At 62.7% G+C, this 20,848-nt stretch carries 30 protein-coding genes; 9 read left to right on the forward strand and 21 right to left on the reverse strand.

Annotation, left to right across the window (positions count from 1 at the left end):
* Positions 1–327: 327 nt before the first annotated feature.
* From FJ443_RS22885 to FJ443_RS22895, 3 genes are all read right to left on the reverse strand, one after another.
* Positions 328–1,425, reverse strand: coding sequence for a class I SAM-dependent methyltransferase (locus tag FJ443_RS22885; protein WP_140666082.1), 1,098 nt, complete (start codon positions 1,423–1,425; stop codon positions 328–330).
* Positions 1,422–2,282: a prolipoprotein diacylglyceryl transferase gene (gene lgt / locus FJ443_RS22890; protein ID WP_140496012.1), complete on the reverse strand. Its 861-nt coding sequence runs from the start codon at positions 2,280–2,282 to the stop codon at positions 1,422–1,424. The genes FJ443_RS22885 and lgt overlap by 4 nt, the downstream gene beginning before the upstream one ends.
* 131 nt (positions 2,283–2,413) lie before the next feature.
* On the reverse strand, positions 2,414–2,653 hold the full coding sequence (locus FJ443_RS22895) for a BrnA antitoxin family protein (RefSeq protein ID WP_031250360.1): 240 nt from the start codon (positions 2,651–2,653) through the stop codon (positions 2,414–2,416).
* 214 nt (positions 2,654–2,867) lie between these two features.
* Here FJ443_RS22895 and FJ443_RS22900 point away from each other — a divergent pair, with 214 nt between their 5' ends.
* The 3 genes from FJ443_RS22900 to FJ443_RS22910 all read left to right on the forward strand — a co-directional run bounded on the left by FJ443_RS22900 (position 2,868) and on the right by FJ443_RS22910 (position 4,363).
* On the forward strand, positions 2,868–3,170 hold the full coding sequence (locus FJ443_RS22900; protein WP_140496011.1) for an accessory factor UbiK family protein: 303 nt from the start codon (positions 2,868–2,870) through the stop codon (positions 3,168–3,170).
* 316 nt (positions 3,171–3,486) lie between these two features.
* Positions 3,487–3,987, forward strand: coding sequence for a YbjN domain-containing protein (locus tag FJ443_RS22905; RefSeq protein ID WP_127855850.1), 501 nt, complete (start codon positions 3,487–3,489; stop codon positions 3,985–3,987).
* Between the two features lie 16 nt (positions 3,988–4,003).
* On the forward strand, positions 4,004–4,363 hold the full coding sequence (locus FJ443_RS22910; RefSeq protein WP_140567062.1) for a tRNA-binding protein: 360 nt from the start codon (positions 4,004–4,006) through the stop codon (positions 4,361–4,363).
* A 13-nt stretch (positions 4,364–4,376) separates the two neighbouring features.
* Here the strand turns inward: FJ443_RS22910 and FJ443_RS22915 are convergent, their stop codons facing one another.
* The 4 genes from FJ443_RS22915 to FJ443_RS22930 form a co-directional block, all read right to left on the reverse strand.
* The gene (locus tag FJ443_RS22915) at positions 4,377–5,399 is read right to left on the reverse strand and encodes a glycosyltransferase family 1 protein (protein WP_140649725.1); all 1,023 of its coding nucleotides are present in this window, start codon (positions 5,397–5,399) and stop codon (positions 4,377–4,379) included.
* 248 nt (positions 5,400–5,647) lie between these two features.
* The gene (locus FJ443_RS22920) at positions 5,648–7,063 is read right to left on the reverse strand and encodes an ATP-binding protein (protein WP_140496008.1); all 1,416 of its coding nucleotides are present in this window, start codon (positions 7,061–7,063) and stop codon (positions 5,648–5,650) included.
* Between the two features lie 48 nt (positions 7,064–7,111).
* Complete coding sequence (locus tag FJ443_RS22925) at positions 7,112–7,831, reverse strand: response regulator transcription factor (protein WP_140496007.1); 720 nt, start codon at positions 7,829–7,831, stop codon at positions 7,112–7,114.
* Entirely contained in the window at positions 7,818–8,351 is a 534-nt protein-coding gene (locus tag FJ443_RS22930; RefSeq protein ID WP_181165219.1) for a MarR family transcriptional regulator, read from the reverse strand. The genes FJ443_RS22925 and FJ443_RS22930 overlap by 14 nt, the downstream gene beginning before the upstream one ends.
* Positions 8,352–8,609: 258 nt before the next feature.
* On the opposite strand from FJ443_RS22930, the gene FJ443_RS22935 reads away from it, so the two are divergent.
* The 3 genes from FJ443_RS22935 (at position 8,610) to FJ443_RS22945 (ending at position 10,773) form a co-directional block, all read left to right on the forward strand.
* Positions 8,610–9,503: a branched-chain amino acid aminotransferase gene (locus FJ443_RS22935; protein ID WP_140666084.1), complete on the forward strand. Its 894-nt coding sequence runs from the start codon at positions 8,610–8,612 to the stop codon at positions 9,501–9,503.
* A gap of 146 nt (positions 9,504–9,649) precedes the next feature.
* A complete protein-coding gene (locus FJ443_RS22940) occupies positions 9,650–9,964 on the forward strand; it encodes a hypothetical protein (RefSeq protein ID WP_140496005.1) in 315 nt (104 codons plus the stop codon).
* A gap of 170 nt (positions 9,965–10,134) precedes the next feature.
* On the forward strand, positions 10,135–10,773 hold the full coding sequence (locus FJ443_RS22945; RefSeq protein ID WP_140496004.1) for an MBL fold metallo-hydrolase: 639 nt from the start codon (positions 10,135–10,137) through the stop codon (positions 10,771–10,773).
* Positions 10,774–10,860: 87 nt separating this feature from the next.
* On the opposite strand, the gene FJ443_RS22950 is transcribed toward FJ443_RS22945, so the two are convergent.
* The 3 genes from FJ443_RS22950 to FJ443_RS22960 form a co-directional block, all read right to left on the reverse strand.
* Positions 10,861–11,283 carry a BA14K family protein gene (locus FJ443_RS22950; RefSeq protein WP_140496003.1) on the reverse strand — a complete coding sequence of 141 codons (423 nt, stop codon included), beginning with the start codon at positions 11,281–11,283 and terminating at the stop codon, positions 10,861–10,863.
* A 190-nt stretch (positions 11,284–11,473) separates the two neighbouring features.
* Complete coding sequence (locus FJ443_RS22955; RefSeq protein WP_006202521.1) at positions 11,474–11,686, reverse strand: cold-shock protein; 213 nt, start codon at positions 11,684–11,686, stop codon at positions 11,474–11,476.
* A gap of 322 nt (positions 11,687–12,008) precedes the next feature.
* On the reverse strand, positions 12,009–12,221 hold the full coding sequence (locus tag FJ443_RS22960; RefSeq protein ID WP_006202520.1) for a cold-shock protein: 213 nt from the start codon (positions 12,219–12,221) through the stop codon (positions 12,009–12,011).
* Between the two features lie 581 nt (positions 12,222–12,802).
* Here FJ443_RS22960 and FJ443_RS22965 point away from each other — a divergent pair.
* On the forward strand, positions 12,803–13,207 hold the full coding sequence (locus tag FJ443_RS22965; RefSeq protein ID WP_140496002.1) for a Kazal-type serine protease inhibitor: 405 nt from the start codon (positions 12,803–12,805) through the stop codon (positions 13,205–13,207).
* A 77-nt stretch (positions 13,208–13,284) separates the two neighbouring features.
* Here FJ443_RS22965 and FJ443_RS22970 read toward each other — a convergent pair whose 3' ends face one another.
* From FJ443_RS22970 to FJ443_RS22985, 5 genes are all read right to left on the reverse strand, one after another.
* Complete coding sequence (locus FJ443_RS22970) at positions 13,285–13,509, reverse strand: hypothetical protein (RefSeq protein WP_140496001.1); 225 nt, start codon at positions 13,507–13,509, stop codon at positions 13,285–13,287.
* Between the two features lie 89 nt (positions 13,510–13,598).
* Positions 13,599–13,736, reverse strand: a complete 138-nt coding sequence (locus FJ443_RS31260) for a hypothetical protein (protein ID WP_181165218.1) — start codon at positions 13,734–13,736, stop codon at positions 13,599–13,601.
* A gap of 42 nt (positions 13,737–13,778) precedes the next feature.
* Positions 13,779–14,060 carry a hypothetical protein gene (locus FJ443_RS22975; RefSeq protein WP_140666086.1) on the reverse strand — a complete coding sequence of 94 codons (282 nt, stop codon included), beginning with the start codon at positions 14,058–14,060 and terminating at the stop codon, positions 13,779–13,781.
* Positions 14,057–14,326 (reverse strand): hypothetical protein, encoded by a 270-nt coding sequence (locus FJ443_RS22980; protein WP_140495999.1) that lies wholly within the window; start codon positions 14,324–14,326, stop codon positions 14,057–14,059. Before FJ443_RS22980 ends, FJ443_RS22975 begins: the two co-directional genes overlap by 4 nt.
* A 168-nt stretch (positions 14,327–14,494) precedes the next feature.
* On the reverse strand, positions 14,495–14,701 hold the full coding sequence (locus tag FJ443_RS22985; protein WP_140495998.1) for a cold-shock protein: 207 nt from the start codon (positions 14,699–14,701) through the stop codon (positions 14,495–14,497).
* Between the two features lie 323 nt (positions 14,702–15,024).
* On the opposite strand from FJ443_RS22985, the gene FJ443_RS22990 reads away from it, so the two are divergent.
* Together FJ443_RS22990 and FJ443_RS22995 are read left to right on the forward strand one after the other, a co-directional pair.
* Positions 15,025–15,249 carry a hypothetical protein gene (locus FJ443_RS22990; protein WP_140495997.1) on the forward strand — a complete coding sequence of 75 codons (225 nt, stop codon included), beginning with the start codon at positions 15,025–15,027 and terminating at the stop codon, positions 15,247–15,249.
* A 187-nt stretch (positions 15,250–15,436) separates the two neighbouring features.
* Positions 15,437–17,071: a sulfotransferase gene (locus FJ443_RS22995; RefSeq protein ID WP_140666088.1), complete on the forward strand. Its 1,635-nt coding sequence runs from the start codon at positions 15,437–15,439 to the stop codon at positions 17,069–17,071.
* 50 nt (positions 17,072–17,121) lie between these two features.
* Here FJ443_RS22995 and FJ443_RS23000 read toward each other — a convergent pair whose 3' ends face one another.
* The 6 genes from FJ443_RS23000 to FJ443_RS23025 form a co-directional block, all read right to left on the reverse strand.
* Positions 17,122–17,475, reverse strand: coding sequence for a DUF1428 family protein (locus FJ443_RS23000; protein WP_140560622.1), 354 nt, complete (start codon positions 17,473–17,475; stop codon positions 17,122–17,124).
* A gap of 113 nt (positions 17,476–17,588) precedes the next feature.
* Positions 17,589–18,014, reverse strand: coding sequence for a glyoxalase/bleomycin resistance/extradiol dioxygenase family protein (locus FJ443_RS23005; protein ID WP_140666090.1), 426 nt, complete (start codon positions 18,012–18,014; stop codon positions 17,589–17,591).
* Positions 18,015–18,168: 154 nt separating this feature from the next.
* On the reverse strand, positions 18,169–18,351 hold the full coding sequence (locus tag FJ443_RS23010) for a hypothetical protein (protein WP_140556066.1): 183 nt from the start codon (positions 18,349–18,351) through the stop codon (positions 18,169–18,171).
* Between the two features lie 129 nt (positions 18,352–18,480).
* Positions 18,481–18,789: a HigA family addiction module antitoxin gene (locus FJ443_RS23015; protein WP_140516860.1), complete on the reverse strand. Its 309-nt coding sequence runs from the start codon at positions 18,787–18,789 to the stop codon at positions 18,481–18,483.
* A 27-nt stretch (positions 18,790–18,816) separates the two neighbouring features.
* Positions 18,817–19,092, reverse strand: coding sequence for a type II toxin-antitoxin system RelE/ParE family toxin (locus FJ443_RS23020; protein WP_140560712.1), 276 nt, complete (start codon positions 19,090–19,092; stop codon positions 18,817–18,819).
* 64 nt (positions 19,093–19,156) lie between these two features.
* A complete protein-coding gene (locus FJ443_RS23025; RefSeq protein ID WP_140666092.1) occupies positions 19,157–20,683 on the reverse strand; it encodes an ABC-F family ATP-binding cassette domain-containing protein in 1,527 nt (508 codons plus the stop codon).
* Positions 20,684–20,848: the final 165 nt, after the last annotated feature.

Below are 20,848 nucleotides of genomic sequence, written 5' to 3' on the forward strand. Positions count from 1 at the left end.
GTCAAGAAAAAGTCCGAAGCGAGACGGCCGGCGTTCAGCCGCTCTTTTACCGGACGGGAGATTGGGAGGGGTGACGATGAAAAGTCAATCCGGCGTGGCGAAGGGGCAACGCAACGAATCCGGGGTAACGGTTCCTTCGCCGCTGCGCGGTGAGGGAGCATTGAACGGAAAAACCCGCCTGTGCGGCGGGTCCCTGGCGCAACTCAGCACCATAACCAAATATCTACCATAGTTGCCTTCACCCTGTCAAGAAAAAATTCCTATCATGAGAAGTTGCCGGCCATGAAAAGCTACCGACACAACCGGGCTGGCCGTCGTCACGCCTTGTCAATCCGAGCTCGGAGCCTGGGCAAAGGGGCGAACGGCAACGCCGCGCGGCATTATGGCAAGCACCTTGAACAGGTCGCCCATGGCCTGCGGCCCGGCGAGGCGTTCGACATCGCCAGCGATCTTGTCGCGTGCCGCCTGGCTGGCATCGGCGCCAAGCCGGCCGGCGCGCTCCAGAATGCCCAGGCCGAGCAGGAAATCGCCCTGCGTCGACAGATGGGCGTCGAGACCATGCGCGCGCACCACCCCGGCAAGGGCGGCGAAATCGACATGGGAGGTGAGATCGGCTTCGCCGGGATTGGCCAGCACATCTTCGTGATCATGACGACGCAAGGCCTGCAACGTGTCGCCGACACCCGGCCGCAGATGGCCATAGTCGACAAACAGGCCGGAGCCGCCATGAGCGGCCATGCGCTCGGCGATGGTCGCCATCAGGGCGCTGCGCGCCGGCGCCAGTTCGACGATCGCGCCTTGCGGCGCCTCGCCGGCATCGGCGGGCAGCAGCGTCGGGTCGAGCGAGCCGGCGCCGGCGAAGAAGCAAAGATTGTCAGCGCCGTCGAGGCCGACCACGCGCTCGCGCCAGCCGGTGCCGGTGCCGACGAACTGGCGGATGGGGATGGCGTCGAACAATTCGTTGCCGACGATGAAAAGCGGCTGTGGCGGCAGCGTGTCGATGGTCTCGTGCCAGCGAATGGAGAACGGTGTGGCGCCGAGCGTCTGTTTCTGCACCTCGGTCAGGCGCGGGCTGGTCTCGATCATGGCGAAGGCAGCGTCGTTGGCCAGTGCCGGTTCGAGCCGCGACAGGGTGCGCAGCATGTCCTTCATCAGCGTGCCGCGGCCGGGGCCGATCTCGCCGATGGTGACCGGCGTCGGCCGGCCGACCGCCAGCCAGGCCTGGTAGAGCCAGACGGCGACGAGCTCGCCGAACATCTGGCTGATCTCCGGCGCGGTGACGAAATCCCCGGCGGCGCCGAACGGTTCGCGCGTGGTGTAGTAGCCCGCCTCGGGATCGAACAGGCACAATGCCATGTATTCGTTGACCGGGATCGGCCCCGTCGCCTCGATCAGATCGACGATGCGTGCCTTCAGCCGCGTCATGTCGCCTGCGGCCGTGACTGCGGCACCGGCTTGGCTGTCGTCATCGCCCAAATGCCGGCCAGCACCATCGGCGAGGACAGGATCATGCCCATGGTCAGCCAGTTGGTGCCAAGGAGATAGCCGAGCTGCTGGTCGGGCTCGCGGAAGAATTCGACTGCTATGCGCGACAGGCCATAGCCGCAGATGAAGGCGCCGCCGACGAAGCGCGGCGTTTTCAGCTTGAGGCGAGAATGGGTGAGGAAGCGCAGCACGAGAAAGAGCACCAGGCCTTCAAGCAGGGCCTCGTAAAGCTGGCTCGGATGGCGGGTAAACGGTCCGCCATTGGGAAACTCGATCGCCCATGGCACGTCGGTTGGCCGGCCCCAGAGCTCGGAGTTGATGAAGTTGGCGACGCGCACGAGGCCAAGACCGACCGGCACGCCAGCGGCCACGACGTCGAACAGCGACCAGGTGCGGATGCCGCGCTTGATCGAAAACAGCGTCATGGCGAGGATGACGCCGAGCAGGCCGCCATGGAACGACATGCCGCCCTGCCAGACGGCGAAGATGTCGAGCGGATGCGCGATATAGCGCGGCAGGTCATAGAACAGCACGTAGCCGGTGCGCCCGCCCAGCACGACGCCGATGGCCGCCCAGATGATGAAATCATCGAGGTCCTCCGGCTTCATCGGCAGGATGCCGTCGGGCCAGAGTTTCGGATTGGCGGCGAGCCGCTTGGCGTACCACCAGGCGAACAGGATGCCGACGATGTAGCCGACGCCGTACCAGTGCACCGCCAGCGGCCCGATCTGAATCAGCACCGGGTCGATGTTGGGAAAGGGCAACGAGGCCAGCGGCAGCAGGAAATATTCGTTCAACGGGGAGCTCTCGGTTGCGTTTGGCGCGGACCATGCGGCAGGGTTTTGGCGGGGTCAAGGCAAGGTGGTCGGCGTCAAAGATCGGATCGGATCACCGCTTGCAGGCCCATCGCGCCGTGCGGGCGGTGAGCTCAATCCCTTGGCTTGGCGGCCACCAACTGCCGCAACGCGTCGTTGATCCTGTCCTGCCAGCCGGGGCCATCTTCCTGGAAATGATCGAGCACGGCCCGGTCGATCCGGATCGAAACAAGCTCGCGGACGTTCGGCGCGGCCGAAGCTTCGCGAATTGGCGGTGCCGGCTTCTTCACCGGTTTGAAGGCAGCTTCGGCGGCTGCCATCGGATTGGTCGGTCGGCGCGGAGGGGTTGCCATTGGTGACCTGACTGAAGTGTGCTTGAGGCAATACGAGACGAGAACACAATAGGCGAGCTTGCGCCCTCAAGTACAGCTCTGGCGCCGTTCGGGAGCTTCTTACAGGAATGGCACTGCCATGCGCCACAGCAACGCAGATGGAACGGCAACCCTCAACGTTCTTGCATTCGGCGCGCGGCACTACTAACTCAATTTCAGCAACCGAGGATTTGCCATGTCGACCGGACCGAACCGCATTCTCGACGAATTCGCCAAGCTGATGACCGATGCCGCGGGCGCCGCGCAGGGCGTGCGGCGCGAGGTGGAGACCGCCTTCAAGGGACAGGCCGAACGCATCCTGAATTCGATGGACGTGGTGCAGCGCGAGGAGTTCGAGGCCGCGCGCGAGATGGCCGCCAAGGCCAGGGAAGAGAATGCTCGCCTTGCCGACCGCATCGAGGCGCTTGAGGCCAGGCTTGCCGAACTGACCGGGCAGGCCACACCTGCGGCTTCCGCAAAGCCCAGGCCGAAAAAATAATTCGTTAAACTTTTCCACAAAGCACCAGCCTGAAAAGCGCTTTGCCGTGAATCGCTTACCGGCATTGCGTGACTCTGTGTGACAGCGCCTTTCCACATGCGAATGACGCAGCGCGAAAAATTGGGCTGTTCACGCGACTCCCGATCAATAGACTGAATTTGTTGCATGATTCGGAGCAGGGTCATGCGCCGGGCGGTGGGGTCCGGTCTGGGGTCTTTGCGTCGAGAAGTCCTGGCCGTCCGAGTTCTAGATCAGATTGTTCGTCGTGTGTGCCCCGCGGAGCGTGTGGCGCTCCCCTGAACACAGGAAGCATTCCATGGAACTTCTCGAACTCGAATTCTCCCGCGAAATCCATCCGGTGGATGTCATTGAGCAGGTGGCCCACAACAATGACTGGTCCTTCGAACGGGCCGGCGACGACGAAATCTCGATCTCGGTCGCCGGAAGCTGGACCGACTATCACGTCTCCTTCTCGTGGATGGAGGATTTCGAGGCGCTGCATCTGGCCTGTGCCTTCGACATCAAGGTGCCGGAGGCGCGCGCGCTGGAAGTGATGCGGCTGTTGTCGCTGATCAACGAACAGATGCTGTTCGGCCATTTCGACCTGTGGGAGCAGGAAGGCGCGATCATGTTCCGCCAGTCGCTGCTTCTGGCCGGCGGGGTCGAGCCTTCGAGCCAGCAGGTGGAGGTGCTGCTGTCGTCGGCGCTGGAGGCCTGCGAATGCTACTTCCAGGCGTTCCAGTTCGTCGTCTGGTCCGGCACATCGGCCAAGGACGCGCTGGCGGGGGTGCTGTTCGAGACTTTCGGCAACGCCTGACCAAGATGTTTTCGACATGAGTTCAAGCAGCGAGCGCAAGCCCGAGATCAGTTTCGCCGATTTCGATCGTGTCGACATCCGCGCCGGCACGATCCTCGAGGCCGAACCGTTTCCGCAGGCACGCAAGCCGGCGTTCAAGCTCAAGATCGATTTCGGGCCCGAGATCGGGGTGAAGAAATCGTCGGCGCAGATCACCAAATATTATACGCCCGAGACGCTGATCGGCCGGCAGGTGTTCGCGGTGGTCAATTTTCCGCCGCGCCAGATCGGGCCGTTCATGTCGGAAGTGCTGACGCTCGGCTTTCCCGACGAAGAGGGCGCCGTGGTGCTCGGCGCCATCGAGCGCAAGGTGCCGGACGGCGGGCGGCTGTTTTAGCCGAGAGGTAGCGTCAGGCCGCCAGTTTCCGCGTCGTGCCCAGCGCCTCCTGGACCGTATCGAGAAACATTTCCGCGCAGGCTTTCCAGCTGTAGCGCATAGCGCGTTCTCGCGCCTGGGCGCGGTCGACATCGAGGGCGGCGAGCGATGCCGCGCGCAGGTCGTTGGAGACCGCGCCGCCGAAGCCGTCGCCGACGATGTCGATCGGTCCCGTGACCGGAAAGGCGGCGACCGGCGTGCCGCTGGCCAGCGCTTCGATGATGACGTTGCCGAAGGTGTCGGTGCGGCTCGGAAAGACGAAAACGTCGGCCGAGGCGTAGATTTCGGCCAGTTCATCGTTGGGGCGGTGGCCAAGGAAATGCGCGGCGGGGTAGCGCGCCTTGAGCTTCGCCAGTTCCGGGCCCTCGCCGACAATCACCTTGCTGCCGGGCAGGTCGAGATCGAGGAAGGCGGAGAGGTTCTTCTCGATGGCGACGCGGCCGACACAGAGGAACAACGGGCCGGGGAAGCCGAGATCCTTCCTCTTGTCGGGCCGGAAATGATCGGTGTCGACGCCGCGCGTCCATGGCCTCAGCTTGTTGAAACCGCGCGCTGCAAGATCATCCGCCAGCGACTGCGTCGCGACCAGCGTGCCTTGGCCGGAATTGTGGAAATCGCGCAGCCAGCGATAGGCCCAGCTTTCCGGCACCGGCAGTCGGGCGCTGAGATATTCAGGAAAGCGTGTGTGGTAGCTGGTCGTAAACGGCCGGCCGGCATTGCGGCAGTAGCGCCGCGCCATGATGCCGAGCGGACCTTCGGTGACGATGTGGATGTGGTCTGCCTTGTAGGCCTCGATCAGGCGCGCGACATGACCTGGCGTGGTCAGCGCCAGGCGGATATCGGGATAGGTCGGCAAGGGCAAAGTGTGAAAGATGTTGGGTGTCAGGAAATCCACCGCGACGTCGAACGATTTCAGCGTCTCGGTGAGCCGCTCCAGCGTGTGGACGACGCCATTGACCTGCGGGCGCCAGGCGTCGGTGACCATCAATATGCGCATGGCGGGCCTTTGCTCGAAAGGTCGGCGGTTGCCTCGGTATGATGCCGGGACGGCGACCAGCCTGCGGCCCTCGCTTCGCTCCAGCGCACCCGGGCGGGCACGGGATCGAAGTGAGGCGGCGGGCTCGAATCAAGTGAGGTCGCGCGCTTCATGCGCGCTCTTCAGCATGGTTTCATGACGCGCCAATGAAATCGGCCGAACATGACCTCGTCCGGAAACGGTTTCCGCTTCCCGCGATTAAGTCCCTGTCAGGCCGGAACCTTGATCACGGCGCGCAAGCCGCCGAGCGGGCTGACATCGAGCGTGATGTCGCCGCCATGGCTGCGGGCGATGTCGCGGGCGATCGACAGGCCGAGGCCAGTGCCGCTGGCATCGAGATTGCGGGCCTCGTCGAGCCGCATGAAGGGTTTGAACACCTCTTCGCGCTTTTCGGCCGGAATGCCCGGACCGTCATCGTCGATGGTGACGACGAGCGAGCCGCGGCCATGATTGGCGGCCACCTCCACCGTCTTGGCGTAGCGGAAGGCGTTGCCGATGACATTCGACATCAGCCTGGCGAAGGCGTTCGGCCGCACATGCACGGTCGGATCGCCGGAAAGCGTCGTCGACAATTTGCATTTGCGCAACCGAGCTTCCTCGCTCAGCTTCTGGAAATAGGCTTCGAGATCGAAGCGCCCGGTGTCTTCCGAGGCCTCGCCACGGGCGAAGGCAAGATAGCCTTCGAGCATCGACTGCATGTCGTCGATGTCCTGGTTGAGCGCGGCCTTGGTCTCGGCCTTGCCGCCCGCCAGCGCCAGCTGCAGCTTGAAGCGGGTGAGGATGGTCCTGAGGTCATGGCTGACGCCGGTGAGCATGGCGGTGCGCTGTTCGATCTGGCGCTCGATGCGCTCGCGCATCTGGATGAAGGCAAAACCGGCGCGGCGGACCTCCTCCGCGCCGCGCGGACGGAAATCACGCGGCATCGGCCGGCCCTTGCCGAAGCTTTCGGCGGCTTCGGCCAGCGTCAGGATCGGCCGGATCTGGTTGCGCAGGAAGGGAATGGCGATCATCAGCAGCACCAGCGAGGTACCGACCATCCAGATCAGGAAGATGTGCGTGTTCGAAGCATAGGCCTGGCTGCGGCGCACGAAGACGCGCAACACCTTGCCTTCGAGCTGGACGCGCACCTCGATGATGTTGGAGTTGCCGACCGTATCGATCCAGAACGGCCGGTTGATCTGGCGGGTGATCTCGGCGGAGAGAACGTCGTCGAGGATGGAGAAGAACGGCTTTGGCCCGGGCGGCGGCAGCGGGTCGGGCGGCAGGAGGTCGACCTTCAACTGCATACGGTCCTGGGCGATGCGGATGATGTTGGCGTAGTCGGCGTCGTGCGGATAGGTCTCGATCAGGTCGATGATGGCGGCGATGTCGCGCACGGTCGCCTGCGACAGGCGCTGCGTCACGGTCGCCCAATGCCGCTCCATGAAGACGAAAGCGACCACCGATTGCAGCAGGATCATCGGCGCGATGACGATGATCAGCGAGCGCGCGTAGAGGCGCTTGGGCATGTAGAGCGAAACGAGGCGCCAGAACCGGTTCCAGACGCGCGGACCCCTCTTGAGCAGCCGTGTGGAGCGCGTGCTCAAGCCGTCAGATTCCGGCTGTTCCAGTTCCGTGGTCGCCATTCACCTTTCGCTCGCTCCGTGGCCGTCAGGCAGGCCGAAGGCGGTAGTCTATTCGACGCTGAGCCGATACCCAATACCACGGACCGTCTGCAGCCAGACCGGATTGGAGGGATCGCGCTCGATCTTGCGGCGCAGCCGATTGATCTGGACGTCGATGGTGCGTTCGCCGACATCCGATTCGTCGCCGACCAGTTCGTGGCGTGGAATGGTTTCGCCGGCGCGCGCGGCGAATATCGCCAGGATCTCCTGCTCGCGATCGGTCAGCTTCAGCGCCTCGCCGCCACGCTTCAATTCGCGCCTGGCGATCTGGAATGTGTAGGGACCGAAGACGAGCTGCTCCACCTTGGGCGTGGTCGCAGGGCCGCCGCGGCGCAGGATGTTGTTTATGCGCAGGATCAATTCGCGCGGATCGAAGGGCTTTGGCAGGTAATCGTCGGCGCCGGCCTCCAGGCCGGTGATGCGGCTGTCGGTTTCCGATAGCGCCGTCAGCATCAGGATCGGCACGTTCTTCTCGGCCCGCAGCGCCTTGGTCAGGTCGACGCCGTTTTCGCCGGGCATCATCACATCCAGCACAAGAAGATCGAAGTCGAGGCCGGCGAGCTTGCGCCGGGCTTCGCCCGAATTGCCGGCGACGGTGACGCGAAAACCGTTTTCGGTCAGATATTGCTTGAGCAGGTTGCGGATGCGGGTGTCGTCATCGACCACAAGCAGATGCGGCGCATCGTCGTCCGGTGCGGCCGCGTGATCAGCGCGTTCAGTGCTCTCCATGGCTTTTCCCTGACATTTTTGCGGACCCAACGTCGATCTGGGCTCTCAGTTCCGGATTGACCATTGCTTCGAGGAAGCGTTCCACCTGGGTCCGTTCGGCGGCTCCGGAATCTTCCAATGCAGCATGGATGCGGCGCGACTGTGGCCGTGCCAGCGCCAGCGCCAGCGCGCGGCCCTTGGCGGTCGGGTACAGTTCGCGCTGGCGACGGTCGCGCGGCCCTTGCAACTGCACGACATGGTCGGTGTCGATCAGCTGCTTCAGCACGCGCGCCAGGCTCTGCTTGGTGATCTTCAAGACATCGAGCAGTTCGGCGACCGTCAGGCCCGGCCTGCGGTTGACGAAATGCAGCACCCTGTGGTGGGCGCGGCCGAAGCCATAGTCGGCCAGGATCTGATCGGGATCCGAGGTGAAATCGCGATAGGCGAAGAAAAACAGCTCGATGAGGGCGAAATCAATGCCATCCTCGATTGACATCGCGGTCCTGATCGGTGTCCCGGCTGCTCGGCTTCGATCCGTCATCTTTTCTCCATGGGCAGGGAAGATTATGTCAGTACTATTGACGTAATTTCCCTGCAATGATAATTTTTGACAAGGTTTTGGGCGGATTGCGAACGAAAAGGCAAGACAGGCCGGGTTTTCCGGAACTTCCTGAGTTTGCCAGAGCACGATTATCCGCCTACCTTTCCAGACAGCGGCAGGCGCCCCAACCAGATGGCGCGGCCGACAAGAGCACGCAACGAACAACGATATGCGGGCTGCCGCCCGCGGGAGGTTACCATGGCATCCGTTCCCTTTGATCAACTGGACGGCTTCATCTGGATGAATGGCGAGTTCGTGCAATGGGGCGAGGCCAAGATCCATGTGCTGACCCACGGCCTGCACTATGCCAGCGCGGTGTTCGAGGGCGAGCGCGCCTATGGTGGCGAGATCTTCAAGCTCAACGAGCATACCGAGCGCCTGCATGAATCGGCGCGGCTGCTCGGCTTCAAGATCCCCTATTCGGTGGCCGAGCTCAACGACGCCTCCAGTACCCTGCTGAAGAAGCAGGGCTTCAAGGATGCCTATGTCAGGCCGATCGCCTGGCGCGGCAGCGAGCAGATGGGCGTTTCGGCGCAGAACAACCGCATCAATTGCGCCATCGCCATCTGGCAGTGGCCTAGCTACTTCGATCCGGCGCAGAAGCTGAAAGGCATACGTCTCGATATGGCTGAGTGGCGCCGGCCCGACCCGCGCACGGCGCCGTCCAAATCGAAGGCTGCAGGCCTCTATATGATCTGCACCATGTCCAAGCATGCCGCCGAGGCCAAGGGCTATGCCGACGCCATGATGCTCGACTGGCGCGGCCAGGTCGCGGAAGCCACCGGCGCCAACATCTTCTTCGTCCAGGACGGCAGGATCCACACGCCAAAGCCGGACTGCTTCCTCGACGGCATCACCCGCCGCACGGTCATCGGCCTCGCCAAGGACCGCGGCCTGGAGGTGGTGGAGCGCGCCATCATGCCGGAAGAACTCGAGGGCTTCGAGCAGTGCTTCCTGACTGGAACGGCAGCGGAAGTGACCCCGGTTTCGGAGATCGGGCCGTACCGATTCGAGGTCGGCGAGATCGCCAAGACTCTGATGAATGACTATTCTGCGGCCGTTCAGCCGAAGCACGCGATCGCCGCAGAATAACGAAAGTCACAGCTTTTCACGCAAGCAGGGGCGGTTTTCGGGCCGCCCCTTTTATTTCAGCGTTTCTGCATTTGACTTTCGCTGAATTCAGCGTCTCCATGATGGTGTCGGCCCGGGAGGCTGGCAGCTATGGAGGGACTGGTAAGATGGACATGAATACGCTTCTTCCGATCATCGTTCAGATCATTACAGGCATCATCGGTGGTCAGGCGGTCGGCGCGGCGATCAAGACGGCGGCGCTGGGGCAGCTTCCCAAGATCCTGGGCGGCGCCATTGGCGGCGTCGGCGGCGCGGCGATCCTCGGCAGCCTGCTCGGCGGCACAGTCGATCCGGCAGCGGCTGCGGCAGCGACGAGTGGTCTGGGCAGCGCGCTCAACCTGCAGAACATCGTCGGCGGCGCCGGCGGCGGCGCGATCCTGACCGGCATTATCGGCGCGGTCATGGGCGCCATGAAGAAGTAAGCCTGCGATCTCGGGCTGGCCAAATGGGCGGCTTCGGCCGCCCATTTCTGTTTCCAGAGCGCGCCGCATGAATGCGTTTCGACGCGACGCGCTTTGGAACGACCGATCCCAAGGGTGGACGCCCTTCGCTCGCGCCTCTACATCACGGCGTGAACATCGAAAGGACGATCATGGGTCAGCTCAATGCCGGCATCGTGCCGGTCACGCCTTTCCAGCAGAATTGCACGATCCTGTTCGACATGGACGACAAGCACGGTGTCGTCGTCGATCCGGGCGGCGATATCGACAAGGTGCTGGCGGCGCTGAAGGACAATGCGATATCGGCCGGCGCGATCTGGATCACGCATGGTCATATCGACCATGCCGGCGGCGCGATGGAGTTGAAGGAAGCGCTCGGTGTCGAGATCATCGGCCCGCACGAGGCCGACAGGATGTTGCTCGACAATCTCGAGAACCAGGGCGAGCGCTATGGCATTGCCGGCGTGCGCAACTGCGTGCCCGACCGGTTTCTCACCGAAGGCGAGACGGTCTCGTTCGGCTCGCATCTCTTCGAGGTGCTGCATTGCCCCGGCCACGCGCCCGGCCATGTCGTCTATTACAACCGCGCGGCCAAATTCGCCCATGTCGGGGACGTGCTGTTTCGCGGCTCGATCGGGCGCACCGACCTGCCGGGCGGCGATCATGCGGCACTCATCGCCTCGATCAAGGACAAGCTTTTGCCGCTCGGCGACGACATCGGCTTCATCTGCGGCCACGGTCCGGGCGGGCGTTTCGGCGAGGAGCGGCGGAGCAATCCGTTTTTGACGTGAAGCGCGTCGCGCCGAAGCCGGTGCCGGCTTGACAAAAAAGCGCCGGCCTTGCGGTCAGCGCTTTTGTTGAGGCAGGGAAGCCCTTGATCAGTTAGCGGTGCAGAAATGCTGCTCGCCGTCATTGCCGGTGAAGGTGCCGGTGCGGGCGTTGAAGGTGCGGTACCGGTCGGAGCAATAGTCGTACCAGCCGCGCGTCCACGGTTCGGCATAGCGGTCGGCGTAGACCACTTGCGGTTCGGCATAGTAGCGGCGGACCGGCGCCGGGCGAATCCGCACATCGCGATCGTAATAGCCATCATCGTAGTAGTCGCGGGGCGGCGGCTGCTGGTTGGCCAACGCACCGCCGATCAGCGCGCCGGCCGCGAGGCCGAGGACGCCGGCGGCAACGGCATCGCCATGGTCATGATGGTGGCGGTGACGCCAATCGCCCGCATTGGCCGCGGGCAAGGCCGCAAACGTGGTGGCAACCACTGCGGCGGACAGCACGGCTGTCTTGAAAATTCGGTTCATGTCGATCTCCTTCGTGCCGGCCCGTAAGAATTCCGGGGATGCGGTCCGGCTTTACGAAAGATTAATATGAGACCGTGGCTGAACGGGGGCTGAACGAATTTTTGCCTGACCGGAGGGCACGGGCATCAACTATCGAACGCTCCAGGGAGCGAAGCTGTCCTGCCAGAACAGCCGCCGTTCCGGAGCAGGCTCAGCCGATCGACAGGTTGACGGCCTTGGGACCCTTGCCGCGCTTGTCAGGCTCGGTGTCGAATGTCACTTTCTGCCCATCCTCAAGACCGGGAAGACCCGACGCCTGCACGGCCGAAATATGAACGAAGACATCCTTCGCGCCATCATCCGGTGTGATGAAGCCGAACCCTTTGGCATGGTTGAAGAATTTGACGGTGCCGGTCTGCGGCATGGGAAGCTCCTTTGATCCCATAAACTCCAGTCTCGGGCCGGCAAATGCCCGAATGGAAATTTGTCCTTTATTTTAGCGTCATCGGCAAGAGAAAGTTTTGCGGGCACTTAAAGCGCGTCGCGCTTTAAGTTTTCATTATGATGCATGTCGTTGACCCGACACCGGATCCACTTTGGGGCGACAGCATTTTTGCTGCGCTGCGACATGAAAAAGGCGCGACGAAAATCGCCGCGCCTTCAAAATTCGTTTGCCTCTTCCGAAGTCATTCAAGCTTCGGAGCCTCAGTCGCACGGCCAGGAAGGGCGTGCTGCTGGCCGATGGCTCAGGCGGCGCGGAGGTTGACGGCCTTGGGGCCTTTGCCCATGCGATCCGGCTCGACGTCGAAGGTGACCTTCTGGCCGTCGACGAGCGTGCGCAGGCCCGAGGCCTCGATCGCGGAAATGTGGACGAATACGTCCTTGGCGCCACCGTCGGGCGTGATGAAACCGAAGCCTTTGGTCGCGTTGAAGAATTTAACGGTGCCGGTCTGGGCCATTGGGGAAACTCCTTCACCCGTTCAGTCTTGATGGTCCTGCCCGCCACCTCGCGTCGAGGGCAGTTCCCGGTGGTAGCTTTCGGCAGTCATGCATTGGCGCATGGTCAAACCCCCCGCCGAAAAACGGGGCCGTCAGAGATTCACAGTATCGGGGAAAGGTCGTCCAAAACGTTCCGCTCTCCGGGTCGCAAATGCCCGAACACGGAATTTATCGCACGGAAAAGTGAAGGTTGCAAGATAGCGCCGCGGGCCGCCCCCGATGGGCGCGTCCCGACTCATGAATCGACCAATCCGAGCATCGACGCGCCGCAAATAGGCCTCGTTGCCTGAGGGGTCATCGGCCACAGCCCCGTCACGCATGGGCCAGCGGCGGCGACGGCTGGCGGTGCGAGGCGCCGGGATAATCCAGGCGACGTTCTTTTTAGCAGCCGGCTGCAAACGAGGGTTGCAATCGGCGATGGAATGCGGAGGATCGCAACAGCGCGACTGGTTTGAGCCTTTGCTTCGTGAATATCATTGTCCCGAACAGCTGCGTATTTGGAGCGGCACGCAGCGAGGCGAGGATCGAGGGAGAGACGATCATGAGGTTTCTTGCGGCAATCTTCTCGCGACAGGGTTTTGTCGTCCTGTTCCTGTCGGCTGTTCTTGCCGCCTGTACAGTGGTCGTCGACGACGGCCCGGGACCGCGGCCACGGCCGCCGCGGCCGGGACCGCAATTCTGCACCAAACAGTACGAGCCCGTCTGCGCCCGGCGCGGTGGCGACCGCCAGACCTTCGCCAATGCCTGTCTTGCCGACCGGGCGGGTTATGGCATCGTGCGCGACGGTCCCTGCCGTGACGGCGGCGAGGGTGGCGGCGAGCAGACTTTCTGCACCCGCGAATACGCGCCGGTCTGCGCCCGGCGCGGCGGAGAGTTGCGAACCTTCCCCAACGCCTGCGAGGCACGCGCCGCCGACTACCGCATCGTTGGCGGGGGCCGCTGCTGAAAGGCCGGGTGTTCGTCTTTTCCGTACTTTGGGAAACGCGGATGCCGTCTAAAACAAATTTCGGGGACGTGTGACGGTCACAACGCGGATGGATAGGCGCCGTCGGCCGGGCCGGAGTAAAGCTCGCTGCCGTGCTCATCGCAGATGCGCACGCGGTCGGGGATTTGCGGCATTGCGAGCGTATGGAAGAGCGCGGTGGCGCCCTGCCAGGCTGCGCGCAGGGTAGGGGCTTCCAGCGACACCTTGTCGAGCGTCGCTTCCTCGGCTTCGCGCGATCGGTAAAACTCGATGACGAAATTCAAGGACGCCTCCATGATGCGTTGTTCCGCCAGGGAGATTCTCCGGCAGGAGATTCTGCGGCAGGGATGGGCGCGGAAGAAGTCGTCCGCGATCAGCTCTTCGATTTCGGCTTCAGGCCGCTCTCGGCCTGCTTGACCGACGAGCCGAACGGGGAGGCGGGCTTGGCCACCACCTTGTCCTTCTTGGGCTTTCGTGTTTCGCGGTTGCTGCGCTGTTGACCCTTGGCCATCTTGTCTGCTCCTCGTGCTGGTGGTCTGGCGGCGCCGGGGTCTCAGACCGCCGGATCGTTGCCAACAGTCGGATTGTCACCAATCGGATTGTCGGCTGGTTCGAGATTGTCTTCCGTGGTGACCCGCTCGTGGGTCTCCTGCTCGCTGCGGATGCGGTACTGCGGGGAGCCGTCCTTGACCGGCAGCCTGCTCTTGATCTCGAACAGTTCCGTTGTCTTGTTGAGGAGCCCTGTGCGGCTCTTCATGCGCACGGTCTGGCCGACCGCGAAGAGATGCGAGGGCGTGTCGGTGCGCGGACGCGCATTCTGCTGGAAACGGATCATGCTGCATTCTCCCTGTCGCGCTTCAGCGCTGTTTCGAGGTCCAGGTAATCGATGGCGACGAGTTGACTGGTGGTCGGGTTTTTCACCGCTCTTGCCGGCAAATGGATGAAGGTGGCGACGCGGCGCCAGGCAAGCCGCGACATGCCCTCCATCAGCTCTTCGTCGTGATCGATGTCGTAGTCGCCCGCCGGCAGTTGCCCTTCCAGCCCGCCGAGTACGAAAGGAGCCATGAAATGTGCGACGGAATGGGTCGTGCGGTCCGGCATTGTCCTGCCTTGATGTTTTAAGCCCTGTGGCGACATGCGAGGCGGAGAGCCTCAAAGCAAAAAAGCGGGGACGAGCCCCGCTTTCCTATTTCCGGCAATCGCTGGAAATAAGCCATTTTCGAGAGCTGCCAGTACATCCGTGGTCAGCGGTCATCGAATTCGGCCGGATCAGATCAGTTGCAAATTGGCGGCCGACTCGCGGCCCTTGGCATCACGCTCCAACTCGAATTGCAGCTTCTGGCCTTCGGCGAGGCCAGGAAAGCCCGCGCGTTCCAATGCGCTGACGTGGACGAAAACGTCCTTGCCGCCGTCGGTTGGTTGAATGAAGCCAAAACCCTTCTGGCCATTGTAGAATTTCACGGTTCCGGTGTTCATGGGTATCTTTCGAAGAATGAGAACGGTCGCGGAGCAAATGCGCCGCGCTGCCGATATCGATGATTTGGAGTGAGATTGGCGGGTCGAGAACCTCTGACGCCGCGAAATGCCAATTCTGGCCCAAACGCTTATATATATGTAGCTCGACTTTGCATGGGTTTCAAGAAGATTTGGAAAAATAAGTAAGCCAAAGGAAAAAGATTGCTGCGTCCATTTGAAAAACTCTGCTATGGTTTGGTGATATTTTCCAAAAATTCTCAAAAAATCATTTTGGGGTCCGCTCCCGAAATTTGCGTTTTATTTCTCCAAAAAGGACAAAAACCATGGTTTCTGCGAGAAGCTCAAGAGGCAATACCACAGCGATCAACCCGCCTATCAGGCCGGCCACCGCATATGCCGTCGCCATCGGGCGTACCGGCAAACCTATGATCGTCAAGTCGGCGCGGCTGACCATCAGAAGCGACGAGGCTGAAAGGCGGACGATCGCCGATACTGACGGAACGGTTCGGCGCGCCAGGCAGACGGCTGAGACCAACCGGCTGATTTGATCTTGTCCGCGCCGATGGCAAGCGCAAGAAACCAAGCAAAGCCTTGAACCCGCCGCGCCAATGGCCTAGATCGCGGCAGGCGGACAAACACGGCAGGTTTCCCATTAACAGAGATCAGAGACGAGCGGCGGGTGCTGGCGCCAACTCCGGCTCGGGCGGACAGCCGCCGTCGAGTCTCGACCAGCATGTGCAGAGGGCGCTGCAACTGCATCAGGCGGGGCGGCGGCAAGAGGCCGAGGCGCTCTATCGGCAAGTGCTGACGCACAAGGTCAACCATGCGGCGGCTGCGCATTTTCTCGGTCTTTTGCTGCACCAGACCGGGCGCAGCGCCGAGGGGCTCGGTCTCCTCGAGCAATCGGTGCGCTTGCAGCCGAAGAATCCGGATTTCCTCAACAACCTCGGCACGGTGATGCGCGATCTCGGCCGTGTCGCGGCGGCCGCCGACTTCTTCCGCGGCGCGGTGGCGCTGCGGCCGGACCAGCTCGCGGCGCGCGACAATCTCGGCTCGTCACTGAAACAGCTTGGGCAGTTCGAGGGCGCCGAGGAGATCTATCGCGGCACGGTCGCGCGCAATCCCTTCCATTTCCGCGCCCGCATCGGGCTTGCCGAAACCTTGCAGGAAGCGGGGCGCCTGGACGACGCGCTGGCCGTCTTTCGCGGGGCGCTGTCGATCCGTCCGAAGGACGCCGAACTGCTGCACGGGCTGGGCGTCGGGTTGATGGAAAAAGGCGAGCTCGACGAGGCGGCCGACCTGTTCCGGCAGGCGCTGGCGGCCGATCCCGGCATGGCGCGCGCCTGGCTGATGCTGACGCAGGTCAAGCGTCAGAAGGAGCGCGATGCCGAATTGACCGGGATGGAGGCCCAGCACGCCAAGGCGCTGCCGGACAGCCTGGCGCGCATGCAGCTTGCCTTCGGCCTCGGCAAGGTCAATGACGATCTGAAGGATTATAACAGAGCCTTCGACTATTTCGCCGAAGGCAATGCCATCCGCCGCAAGGGCATCGACTACGACGCGGAAAGGACACGCGCCGAATTCGAGGCTATGAAAACGGTGTTCGACAGGGATTTCTTCCAGAAGCACAGGTCCAGCGCGATCTCCGACGATACGCCGATCTTCGTCGTCGGCATGCCTCGTTCGGGCACGACCCTGGTCGAGCAGATCATCGCCAGCCATCCGCAGGTCTACGGCGCCGGCGAACTCGGCATCCTGAAGACGGCGGTCGGCAGGCAGTTCCCGGCGACCATGCCCGGCGGCTTCCCCTGGGGCGTTTCGGATGCGCCCGATACGGATTTTGCCGAGGCGGGACGCGCCTATCTCGACATGCTGCATGCCCGCTATCCGCACATGCGCCACGTCACCGACAAGATGCCGGGCAACTTCCTGCTTGTCGGCTTCATCCACATGATGATGCCAAAGGCCAGGATCATCCATTGCGCCCGCGATGCGGCGGCAACCTGCCTTTCGATCTACAAGGTACATTTCCGCGGCGACAGCCACCGCTACGGCTATGATCTGGGCGAACTCGCCGATTTCCACAATCTCTACACGGACATCATGGCGCATTGGCACAAGGTGCTGCCCGGCGTCGTGCACGATGTGCGCTACGAGGATTTCGTCGCCGACCAGGAAGGCCAGAGCCGGGCGCTGATCGACTATCTCGGGCTGCCATGGGACGATGCCGTGCTGTCGTTCCACCAGACCGACCGGCCGGTGCGCACGGCTTCCGCCGCGCAGGTGCGCCAGCCGATGTATCAAGGCTCGGTCGACCTGTGGAAGCGCTACGGCGACAGGCTGAAGCCCCTGCTGGACAGACTGGCTTAATGCGGCGCGGCATTTCGGCGGAGCGCTCCCGCTCCGCCCAAGTGCGTTGCCTACAATTCCATGAACGTCTGGAACCCGCCGAAGATCATGCGCTTGCCGTCGAACGGCATTTTCGACATATCCGGCTGCAATCGTGGATCGGCCATCACCTTGGCCATGACCGCGTCGCGGTCCTGCCTGGATTTGTAGACGACCCAGGAAAAGATGACGACTTCGTCGTCCTTGGCCTGCACGGCGCGTGGAAACGACGTGACCTCGCCATAAGGCACATCGTCGCCGACGCACTCGACATAGGCGAGCGCGCCGTGTTCCTTCCAGACGGCGCCGGCGGTGTTGGCCAGCTTCTTGTAATCGTCGAGTTTTGCCTTTGGCACGGCAAGCACGAAACCGTCGACATAGGACATGGCAATCTCCTTGTTTGCTGCATCCGGCGCCGGGCCGGCAGGGATGCGACCCGGGGCAGGTGGGCGCGCACTTCTCGCCGAGAGTGCTGACGCCCGCTATCGAATTGCGACGGTTATTGCTCCACTGGAGCGTTCATCGCCCATGCGACTCCGAAAGGGTCCTTCACCTGGCCCCAGCGGTCGCCCCAGAACATCACCTGCAGCGGCGTCACGATCTCGCAGCCGGCGTCGACCGCGCGCTGCCACCAGCCGTCGATCTCGTCGCTGCCGAGATGAAGCTGGAGCGTATAGCCCTGCGGCGCCTGGTGCGGGTGGCCGTGCTCGGGATAGGCGTCGCCCAACATCAGCGTCGAGCCGTTGATGTGGAGGTGGACATGCATCGTGCGGCCTTTTTCGTCCGCGGGGTAGGCAAAGACCTGCTTGGCGCCGAACGCCTTCTGGTAGAATTCGGCAGCCTTGAAGGCGCCGTCCACCTGCAGATAGGGGGTCAATCCGCCGAGCACTTTCGCCTTGGGCTGCACAGGGGTCTGGTCGGTCATTGCGTGTTCCTCTTCACGTTTGATTTGGCCTTGCGGACCATAGGACGCGCGAGGTGACGGCGGTCCTACATGGGCTTGAAATTTTTCTCGAGGGCCGGGCCCGGACTGGCCGGGCGACCGGAGAACTCAAGCGATAGACGCATGGCTCGGCCGCTCATATGACCTTGGCCGAGACGGCGGCTGAGCGGCGGCTGTTCTGCGCGTCGAAGAGCTCCGGAAAGCCAACGTCCTTGCGCAGTTCGGCGGGGAGCGAAAGCAGGATGCGCTCGCTACGATGGCGGGCACGCGCCGCCGCATATCGGGTTGCGATGCGGCCGATGGAGGAAAGGACGGACATGATGCATTCTCCCTGGGTTGGCGCCGGCATCATCGTGTCGGCATCCCAAGGACGAGGCAGGTTCAGGCGATCCGACAGGTCGTCGTTTTTTTTCTCGCAGCGTTTAATTTCTCATTCGAGCGCCACGGCCTACGCGACCTTGAGCGTCGGAATAGCCGAAACATCCACCTCACGTTCGGCATGCCAGGCATCGAAAGCTGCCTGCATGCGAAGCCAGATCGCGGCTCCATCGCCGAACAGCTTCCCAAGGCGGGCGGCCACAGCCGGTGAAACCGGCTTCTTTTCGCGGATGATGTCATAGAGCTGCTGCCGGGAGATGCCGAGCAGCTTTGCAATTTCCACCTTGGTCTTTCCAGTTGCCGGGATAATGTCCTCAAGCAGCGCTCCCGGGTGGGAGGGACAGCGCTCGATAGGACGCGTCGGCTCGTGCACGCTCATAGATCGAACTTCTCCAATCTGGCCGCCTCAGCGGTATTGCTCGAAGTCGACGCGGGCGTCCTTGCCGTCGAATTCAAACGTGATGCACCACGGGCCGTTGACGTGGACCGTGTAACGGATGGGATCGAAGCCTCTCAGCGCATGGAAGGCAAAGCCAGGAAGGTTCATCTCCTCGGGCTTTTCTGAAGCTTCCAGGCGGTCAAGCCGGACAAGAACGCGCTTGTGCATCTTGGCGTCGATCTTGCCGGTTTTCCCGGTTTGAAAGAGCTCTGACAGGGCCTTGTTCCTGAAAGACTTGATCATGAGGTATGTAAACAGATCGCTTACAAGATTCAAGGACCTGTAAGCGGATAATTTACAATCCGATCTATCCCGCCCCTTCAGCCACTGAGCGGAAGAACTCCTCGGGATCGTCGACTTCGGTCAGCCGCCGCCTCTCGATCAGCCAGAAGCGGTTGCCGATGGCACGGATGAAGGAGCGATCGTGCGAGGCGAGCACGCAGCTTGCCTGGTGCTTGAGCAATTCCTCCTCCAGCGCTTCCTGGCCGTCGATGTCGAGATGGTTGGTCGGCTCGTCGAGCAGATAAAAATTCGGATTGGCGAGCCTCAGCGCCAGCATCATCAGCCGCGCCTTCTGGCCGCCGGACAGCACACTGATCCTGCGCTCCTGCATCTCGATGCCGACGCCGGCGCCGGCAAGCAGAGAGCGGGCGCGCTGTTCGCCGACATCGTAACGGCGCGACACCATCGCCAGTGGCGTATCGTCGCCGCCGATGCCGGACAGGGCCTGGTCGCTGTAGCCGAGCACCGTCGACGGCGTCACCTTCACGTTCTGAACCGTGTCGGGTTCGATAATGGCGTTGCGGATCAGCGTGACGAAGCGCGACTTGCCAACGCCGTTGCGGCCAAGCAGCACGATGCGGTCGCCCTGGCAGATGTGGCGCTTGCCGGTCCTGAACAAGAGCGTGCCGTTGGGCGTTTCCACCGCCGCGTCGTCGAGCGTGATCAGCACCTTGGCGTGCGTGCCGCGATTGGCCAGCCGGATCGCCCCCGCCGATTTCTCGTGATGCGCCGGGGCCGCCGCGTCCTCAAGTCGCTCCGCGCGCTGCTTGAGCTGCTTGGTCTTGACCGTGAGAAGGTCGCTGCCCGAATTGATGCCGATATTGTTGAGCTTGGCGGCCTGGCGTCGCAATTGCTGCGCCACCTTCATGTCGCGCTGGAATTTTCGCTCGGTCGAGGCATCGACCTCATCGAGGGCCTGCCGGGCGCGGGAGTAGGGAAGGGAAAACACCGGCGACTGGTCCGGGCGCAGGAACAACGTGCGGTTGGTGGCGGCGTCGAGAAAGGCGCGGTCGTGGCTGGCGATCACCACCGGCACCTCTCGCGGTAGCGCGTTCAGCCAAGTTTCGAGCTGGCTGATGCGGGCAAGGTCGAGATGGTTAGTCGGTTCGTCGAGCAGCAGCATGTCGGGATCGGTGACCCAGACACGCGCGATCAGTGCCAGCCTCTGCCAGCCGCCGCTCAGCGCCTGCATCTCTCGCTCGCGCATCGCCTCAGGAACGTCGAGCGAATCCAGCACCACATTGACACGCCATAGTTCGCTTTCGGCTTGCTCGGGCGGCAAAGCGTCAGCCACCACCTGATGAAAGCTGCGGCCAAGCAGGGCAGCAGGAACGGACTGCTCGACATGGCCGACGCGCAAGCCGCGCGTGCGGGTAATGTCGCCGGAGGTCGGCTCCATCTCGCCGGCCAGGCATTTGAGCAAGGTCGACTTGCCGCGACCATTGGCGGCAACGATGCCGAGCCGGTCGCCGCTGCCGATGGTGAGGTCGAGATTGGAAAAGAGCGGCGCACTCATCGTGACGCCGAGGGATTTGAGGCTGATCAGGGCCATGTCGATTTCTCTGGTCTATCCGGAAAGTCCGGCTCAATGCACTTTGTCAGTGCGCAAGCGGCCATCAGGCTCGGCAATGCGCACCACGCAGGGCAGACCAAAAAATCGAAGCGGGAAAAACCCGGACCGTCCCTGGTCAGCCCTGCAAGCAAGCTCGCAGGGCGG

It is taken from the genome of Mesorhizobium sp. B2-6-1, assembly GCF_006440475.1.
In the GTDB taxonomy this organism is placed as follows: Bacteria; Pseudomonadota; Alphaproteobacteria; order Rhizobiales; family Rhizobiaceae; genus Mesorhizobium.